Below are 5689 nucleotides of genomic sequence, written 5' to 3' on the forward strand. Positions count from 1 at the left end.
GTGTAGTGGCTTGAGGTGGGCTGGGCACAATGCCTTGAATAGAGGCTTTGGCAGCACGTACCTTCCCGTCAGGTTGAGTCACTTTCTCGTATAGGATCGTATCTCCGAGCTGCGGACGGCGACAGTCTCCCGGCAGCGCGCTGATGTGTAAGAAAACGTCCTTGCCACCATCTTCCGGTTTAATAAAGCCGAAGCCTCTGTCATCCTTCCAAGTTTTCAGTTGCCCTCTGTTGGGAACAGGTGTCATTCACTAGCCTCGGGATAACCACTTTGTAGGGTTCCCCAAGTGAGCCGTCTCCCTGACAGCACCATATAGGTTGACTTTAGTGCTCAGCTCACGGCTCACGGCTTTCGTCTAACCTCGCTGTCGCGCAAGACTGATGTGAGCTACTCACTGGCCTCTGCCACGGCCAATCGTAATCCCAGCGCGATCAGTGCTACCCCAGTCAAACGCTCCAGCCAGTGAGAAATAGCCAAAATATACCGTTTGAAAATTCGCTGAGAAATCATGACTGCTACCACCGCGAACCAGACCAGCGCCACCACGGCAACGGTCGCACCATAAATAGCTTGCGATAACAACGGCGTTGAGGGCTGCACAACTTGGGTAAATAATGCCAGGAAGAAGAGTGTCGCTTTGGGATTAAGCAAATTCCCGAAGAAACCAATGCGAAACGCTGCCATGCGCCCGATATCACGCTGCTGTTCTGCATGTTCTGGTGCGTTCATGCAGTGTCCCTGAAGGGGAATCGCTAGTCTTCTAGCCTTCAAGGATTTAATGCCGATATAGATGAGATAGGCAGCGCCAACCCATTTCAAGACATTGAATAGCAGAATAGATTGCGAAACCACAGCGCCGATGCCAACTAGTGAATAGGTGGCGTGGACGAGGTTGCCAGCCCCAACCCCAACTGCTGTATAAAGTCCTGCCCGCCGAGAGTACGCCAAGCTATTTCGTAACGTCAGAGCGAAATCAGGGCCGGGAGTGACAACTGCTACTAAACTGACAGCAAAGACGGTTAACCAAGCCGAGAAGAACGCCATTCTCTCTCTCCTTGTATGACACTTTAGGTATGACATCTTGGGCGAGAGCCTACCACGGGTTGCTAATCAGATAATGTTCTCCCAACCGACTCGCAAGCGCTTTGGCCAGCACTGGCTCACCGATGAGAGGGTGCTCCACCGCATGCTGGAGGCCGCCGACATCACCCGACAAGATACGGTGCTGGAGATTGGCCCCGGTACCGGGGTGCTGACCCGTTGGCTGCTGCCTTTAGCCAACGCGGTGATTGCAGTCGAGATCGATCGCGATCTGATCCGCAAGCTCAACAACCTGTTCGCCAAGCACGACAACTTTCGCCTGGTGCCCAGCGATATTCTAGAGCTAGACATTGCTGCCGCCTCGCGGGACAAACACTTTGACTTTGGCCTACCCAATAAAGTGGTGGCCAATATTCCCTACTACATCACCGGGCCAATTTTAGAGAAGCTGCTGGGCACCCTGGCTGCGCCAAACCCAGAGCCCTACGATGCGATCGTGCTGCTGGTGCAGAAAGAAGTGGCCGAGCGTTTGTACGCTCGCCCTGGTCGAAAAGCCTTTGGGGCGCTGTCGGTGCGGGTGCAGTATTTGGCCGATTGCGAGCTAGTTTGCCCGGTACCGGCTCGGGCCTTTCAGCCGCCGCCCCAGGTCGATTCAGCGGTGGTCAAGATTACACCGCGATCGCCCACTACCCCCTCCAACGACCTGGCTGGGTTCGATCGCCTAGTAAAGCTGGGCTTTGGCAGCAAGCGAAAGATGCTGCGCAACAACCTCAAGGGCGTGATTGATCGCGACGAGCTGGAGGCAATGATGACATCCCTCGGCATTGAACCTACCGCTCGCGCTGAAGACCTCAGCGTTGAGCAGTGGGTAGCGCTGAGTAATACAATCCTGAAGCAGTCGTCATCATCACGTTAAAGAGCGCTGATTTAAGGCTGGTGGGCATTGCCCACCCTACGACTGTAGAACCTACGGGAACCAAGCAGGCGGGTTGCCTGCCCTACGGATACTTGCCACTTCACCAAGGATCGCTCGATGCGTCTCTACTCCCTGCTGGCCGCCGCCAAAATCAACCTCTATCTTGAAATTGTGGGCAGCCGTCCCGACGGCTTCCACGAGCTGATTATGGTGATGCAGAGCGTGAGTTTGTGCGATCGCATTACCGTGCGCAGCATTGGCGTCGATGAGATTCGGGTGCGCTGCAACCACCCGCTGGTGCCCGCAGATGACACCAACCTGGCCTACAAAGCGACAGCGCTGGTGAACGATCGCTGCCCTGGGGTAATGGCCAAGCTGGGCGGCGTCGAAATCACCATTGAAAAGCAAATTCCAGTGGGGGCGGGGCTGGCTGGGGGGTCATCCAATGCTGCCGCCGTGCTGGTGGGGCTAGATCTGCTGTGGAACCTCGGGCTTAGCCAAACCGAGCTGCAAGAGCTAGGGGCCGAGCTGGGGTCAGACATTCCGTTTTGCGTGTCGGGGGGCACCGCGATCGCCACTGGCCGGGGCGACAGGCTCGATGCCCTATCCGGCATCGACAACCTGCACCTGGTACTGGCCAAGTACGAATCAGAGTTTGTCTCTACTCCCTGGGCCTACAAGACCTACCGGGCCGAGTACGGCAATAGCTATTTAACCGATACTCAGAGCTGGCAGCAGCGACAGTCTCAGGTGCGATCGGGCGAGATGGTGCGGGCGGTGGCCCAGCGCAATGCCAAGGCCCTCAGCCAGCACCTCTGCAACGACTTTGAGAAAATTGTGCTGCCCGCTCACCCCAAAACCGCTGCGTTGAAAGAAACCATGGCCAGCCTGGGCGGGCTGGGCACGCTGATGTCGGGGTCTGGCCCCTCGGTGTTTACCCTGGCCGAATCGGAAGCCGAGGCCGAATCTTTGGCCGCCAGGCTGCGGGCGGCGCTGCCCGACCCCGATTTAGGCGTGTGGACGGCGCGGTTTGTGTCGAGTGGCGTGCAGCTGGGCGGCTAGTCAAAGGGCTGAGAATAGGGCGGTGGTGAGGATACCCACCCGTGCAGGGCGAGAAGCAACGCTAGAATGAGTAAATTGTTCTTAACCTATCGGGTTTGTCTATGTCGGTTTTAGCTGCGATCGCGGTCATTGCCCTACTGGTAGCTGTCCACGAGGCAGGGCACTTTACGGCTGCTCGACTACAGGGCATTCACGTCAATCGCTTTGCTATTGGCTTTGGCCCCATTCTGTGGAAGTACCAGGGATCCGAGACCGAATATTCCCTGCGGGCCATTCCCCTGGGCGGTTTCGTGGGCTTTCCCGACGACGATCCCGAAAGTGAAATCCCCACCAACGATCCTGATCTGCTCAAGAATCGCCCCATTCTCGATCGCGCGATCGTGATCAGTGCCGGGGTAATCGCCAACCTGGTGTTCGCCTACCTGGTGTTTGTCACCCAGTTCACCGCCGTTGGCATTCCCGAAACCTTTAATCCTCAGCCCGGCATTCTAGTACCCCAGGTGATCTCTGAAAGTTCTCCGGCAGGCCAGGCGGGTATTCGCCCCGGCGACGTGCTGATAGCCGCCAACGGTGAGCCCTTGGGCGTAGGCGAAGAGAGTATTCCCACCTTTATTCAGCTTATTAAAGAAAGCGCCAATCAGCCTGTAGACCTCACCGTGCAGCGCGGTGGCCGTGAGCTAGATGTCTCAGTAACGCCCGAAATTGGCAGCGATGGTTCGCCTGTGATTGGCGTACAGCTACAGCCTAACGGTGACTTTGGCTACCGCCGCCCCAAAAACCCGATCGAAGTTTTTACCCTAGCCGCTCAGCAGTTTCAAGACACCCTGGTGCGTACGGTAAAGGGCTTCGTCATGCTGATTACTAACTTTGGCGAGATGGCGGGGCAGGTAGCTGGGCCGGTCAAAATTGTTGAACAGGGCGCAGGCCTAGCCAAATCGAGCGCAGCGATGCTGTTTCCCTTTACCGCCATCATCAGCATCAACCTGGCGATTATCAATATTCTGCCCCTGCCTGCCCTAGATGGTGGTCAGCTAGCCTTTTTGTTGATTGAAGCTCTGCGCGGCGGCAAGCCCCTACCCGATCGCATTCAAGAAAACGTGATGCAGACTGGCCTCGTGCTGCTACTAGGCCTCGGCGTCTTTCTGATCGTGCGCGACACCACCCAGCTCGAAATCTTCCAAAACCTCCGGTAATTATCTAATCTGGGCGTACCCTGAGCGGAGTCGAAGGGTACGCCAACACCCATTTCTCCATCCCCTCAACCATCCCATGCCCAACCAGCGGCGAGCTTCTAAAAAACAGCGAGCGCTTGAGATCTTGCTTCGTCTCAAGCGGCTCTACCCCGAAGCCCCCTGCTCCCTCGACTTTAAAAACCCTTTGCAGCTCATGATCGCCACCATGCTGGCGGCCCAGTGCACCGATGAGCGGGTGAACCTGGTGACCCCGGCCCTGTTTGCCGCCTACCCCGATGTCTACGCTTTTGCCGAGGCCGACCTGGAAGACCTGGAGCGCCTGGTCAAATCTACCGGGTTTTACCGCAACAAAGCCAAGAACATTCGCGCCGCCTGCCAGAAAATCATTACGGAGTTCAACGGCGCAGTTCCCTCCCGCATGGAAGACCTGGTTACGCTGCCCGGCGTGGCGCGCAAAACCGCCAATGTGGTGCTGGCCCACGGCTTTGGTATCAACGGCGGGGTCACGGTCGACACTCACGTTAAGCGCATTACCAACTTGCTGGGGTTGACCCAATATGCCGACCCAGTCAAAATCGAGCGCGACCTAATGAAGCTGCTGCCCCAGCCCGACTGGGAAAACTGGTCAATTCGTCTGGTATACCACGGGCGGGCCATATGCAATGCCCGTAACCCTAAATGCGGTATGTGTGACCTGGCAGACCTCTGCCCTTCGTCAAAGGTGGTGCCAGTTGTTGACCCTGTAGAAGAGGCGGTTCAGGCTTAAGAATCTACCAAAGCAAGTGCGGCAGAACGGTTCTAGAAACACCTCCGTCAAAGAAGGTTGAATGATGCCTGACATCTACAAAACCGATTTTTAGGCCTGGACTCGGGCGCAGGCCAACTTGCTGCGCCAGGGCAAGACTGAGTATCTAGATGTGGTGAATTTAGTTGAAGCTGTAGCTAATATCCAAGTCCGCTTAATCGACCTCACTATGAACTCAGAATAGACAAGGGTTAGCGGCTTATAATTCCTAGGCTAATTGGCCGGACTTGATATAAGGCTTATCAACTGGGTCTGCTACTGGTTGGGCGAGAAACGCCCCTCGATCCTAAAGCTTTGCCGGGGCAATGCCCTTTTTCCCTAGAGCAGCTTTTTAGCGACAAATTTCCTGAAAACCTAGATTCCCTGTAGGTGGTAGGGGCATAGTGCCGAGGCGATCGCGACCTTAGATTAGAGCCCGCTGGTTACGAAGGCTTGGTCAGACTGAGTAGACCTACGCTAACGGTGACCAGTAGCACCCCCAGTCCCTGCACCAGGGAGAGCTGCTCTTGCAGCACGCCCCAGGCCAGCACCGCCGTCAGGGCAGGATTAGCCGCGCCCAGCATAGAGGCTGCTGTGGCCCCCACCACGCGAATGCCCAGGTTGTTGAGCACATGGCCGGTCAGGGTGGCGATCGCAGACCGCAGCCCCCCCACCCATAGCGCTGGCCATAGC

Annotated in this window: 8 protein-coding genes; 5 read left to right on the forward strand and 3 right to left on the reverse strand. The window is 56.6% G+C overall.

The window, feature by feature from the left end:
• Both IQ273_RS29365 and IQ273_RS29370 read right to left on the reverse strand, forming a co-directional pair.
• The coding region (locus tag IQ273_RS29365; protein ID WP_194026651.1) for a cold shock domain-containing protein at window positions 1-247 on the reverse strand (247 nt) is incomplete at its 3' end.
• Between the two features lie 140 nt (window positions 248-387).
• A complete protein-coding gene (locus tag IQ273_RS29370) occupies window positions 388-1044 on the reverse strand; it encodes a LysE family transporter (RefSeq protein WP_194026652.1) in 657 nt (218 codons plus the stop codon).
• A 73-nt stretch (window positions 1045-1117) separates the two neighbouring features.
• On the opposite strand from IQ273_RS29370, the gene rsmA reads away from it, so the two are divergent.
• The 5 genes from rsmA to IQ273_RS36135 all read left to right on the forward strand — a co-directional run bounded on the left by rsmA (window position 1118) and on the right by IQ273_RS36135 (window position 5386).
• Window positions 1118-1957 (forward strand): 16S rRNA (adenine(1518)-N(6)/adenine(1519)-N(6))-dimethyltransferase RsmA, encoded by an 840-nt coding sequence (rsmA, locus tag IQ273_RS29375; RefSeq protein WP_194026653.1) that lies wholly within the window; start codon window positions 1118-1120, stop codon window positions 1955-1957.
• A gap of 117 nt (window positions 1958-2074) precedes the next feature.
• Entirely contained in the window at window positions 2075-3019 is a 945-nt protein-coding gene (ispE, locus tag IQ273_RS29380) for a 4-(cytidine 5'-diphospho)-2-C-methyl-D-erythritol kinase (RefSeq protein WP_194026654.1), read from the forward strand.
• A gap of 101 nt (window positions 3020-3120) precedes the next feature.
• A complete protein-coding gene (gene rseP, locus IQ273_RS29385; RefSeq protein WP_194026655.1) occupies window positions 3121-4212 on the forward strand; it encodes an RIP metalloprotease RseP in 1092 nt (363 codons plus the stop codon).
• Window positions 4213-4288: 76 nt separating this feature from the next.
• On the forward strand, window positions 4289-4978 hold the full coding sequence (gene nth, locus IQ273_RS29390; protein ID WP_194026656.1) for an endonuclease III: 690 nt from the start codon (window positions 4289-4291) through the stop codon (window positions 4976-4978).
• Between the two features lie 285 nt (window positions 4979-5263).
• Window positions 5264-5386: a hypothetical protein gene (locus IQ273_RS36135; RefSeq protein ID WP_397198960.1), complete on the forward strand. Its 123-nt coding sequence runs from the start codon at window positions 5264-5266 to the stop codon at window positions 5384-5386.
• 53 nt (window positions 5387-5439) lie between these two features.
• Here the strand turns inward: IQ273_RS36135 and IQ273_RS29395 are convergent.
• On the reverse strand, window positions 5440-5689 hold a 250-nt coding region (locus IQ273_RS29395; protein WP_194026657.1), incomplete at its 5' end, for an EamA family transporter.

Origin of the sequence: Nodosilinea sp. LEGE 07298, assembly GCF_015207265.1 — a bacterium.
In the GTDB taxonomy this organism is placed as follows: Bacteria; Cyanobacteriota; Cyanobacteriia; order Phormidesmidales; family Phormidesmidaceae; genus Nodosilinea.

What these genes read in the sequence shown, in the direction of transcription:
- IQ273_RS29370 (WP_194026652.1), bottom strand. Translation starts at nt 1,044, where the DNA reads ATGGCGTTCTTCTCGGCTTGGTTAACCGTCTTTGCTGTCAGTTTAGTA.
- rsmA (WP_194026653.1), top strand. Translation starts at nt 1,118, where the DNA reads ATGTTCTCCCAACCGACTCGCAAGCGCTTTGGCCAGCACTGGCTCACC.
- ispE (WP_194026654.1), top strand. Translation starts at nt 2,075, where the DNA reads ATGCGTCTCTACTCCCTGCTGGCCGCCGCCAAAATCAACCTCTATCTT.
- rseP (WP_194026655.1), top strand. Translation starts at nt 3,121, where the DNA reads ATGTCGGTTTTAGCTGCGATCGCGGTCATTGCCCTACTGGTAGCTGTC.
- nth (WP_194026656.1), top strand. Translation starts at nt 4,289, where the DNA reads ATGCCCAACCAGCGGCGAGCTTCTAAAAAACAGCGAGCGCTTGAGATC.